Source organism: Colwellia sp. 6M3 (genome assembly GCF_014077595.1).
In the GTDB taxonomy this organism is placed as follows: domain Bacteria; phylum Pseudomonadota; class Gammaproteobacteria; order Enterobacterales; family Alteromonadaceae; genus Cognaticolwellia.
In genome coordinates this window covers 1-629 of record NZ_JACGWF010000206.1, presented here as the reverse complement: position 1 = coordinate 629, position 629 = coordinate 1, and the positions used below count along the sequence as shown (strand labels likewise).

Below are 629 nucleotides of genomic sequence, written 5' to 3'. Positions count from 1 at the left end.
CATCACAAACGATTTTTAATTGAAGAGTTTGATCATGGCTCAGATTGAACGCTGGCGGCAGGCTTAACACATGCAAGTCGAGCGGAAACGAGAATAGCTTGCTATTCGGCGTCGAGCGGCGGACGGGTGAGTAATGCTTGGGAATATGCCTTTGAGTGGGGGACAACAGTTGGAAACGACTGCTAATACCGCATAACGTCTACGGACCAAAGGGGGGGACGCTTCGGCACCTCTCGCTCATTGATTAGCCCAAGTGAGATTAGCTAGTTGGTAAGGTAATGGCTTACCAAGGCGACGATCTCTAGCTGGTTTGAGAGGATGATCAGCCACACTGGGACTGAGACACGGCCCAGACTCCTACGGGAGGCAGCAGTGGGGAATATTGCACAATGGGCGAAAGCCTGATGCAGCCATGCCGCGTGTGTGAAGAAGGCCTTCGGGTTGTAAAGCACTTTCAGCGAGGAGGAAAGGTTAGTAGTTAATAACTGCTAGCTGTGACGTTACTCGCAGAAGAAGCACCGGCTAACTTCGTGCCAGCAGCCGCGGTAATACGAGGGGTGCAAGCGTTAATCGGAATTACTGGGCGTAAAGCGTGCGTAGGTGGTTTGTTAAGCAAGATGTGAAAGCCC

General features: G+C 51.8%; 1 rRNA gene. It reads left to right on the top strand.

Annotated elements, in window-relative coordinates:
* Positions 1-16 precede the first annotated feature (16 nt).
* Positions 17-629: ribosomal RNA gene (locus H4J50_RS19035) — 16S ribosomal RNA — on the top strand; the annotation flags it as partial.